A 205-nucleotide genomic window follows, 5' to 3' on the forward strand; every position below is an offset into this window, starting at 1 on the left:
GTAAGTTTGATCCAGTTCTCAGGCTCTATATTCAATCGAGTGAGAATAGGTTGTGCTTCGTTGATATAACCGCGTTTATCGGCACGAATACACTTGCCTGTTAGTTCAACCAATTCAATATACGATTTAAGTTCAAAAGGTAGCCCTTATGCAGCAGATGCCGATGTGAAACCGACTGGAGTGAGCTTTACGGCGGCAATTAACC

At 42.9% G+C, this 205-nt stretch carries 1 pseudogene; it reads right to left on the reverse strand.

Features of this window, described 5'->3' with window-relative positions:
• Nucleotides 1-146: pseudogene (locus CEX98_RS23395) on the reverse strand (transposase); the annotation flags it as partial.
• Between the last annotated feature and the right edge of the window lie 59 nt (nucleotides 147-205).

Source organism: Pseudoalteromonas piscicida, assembly GCF_002744175.1.
GTDB classification, from domain to species: domain Bacteria; phylum Pseudomonadota; class Gammaproteobacteria; order Enterobacterales; family Alteromonadaceae; genus Pseudoalteromonas; species Pseudoalteromonas piscicida_B.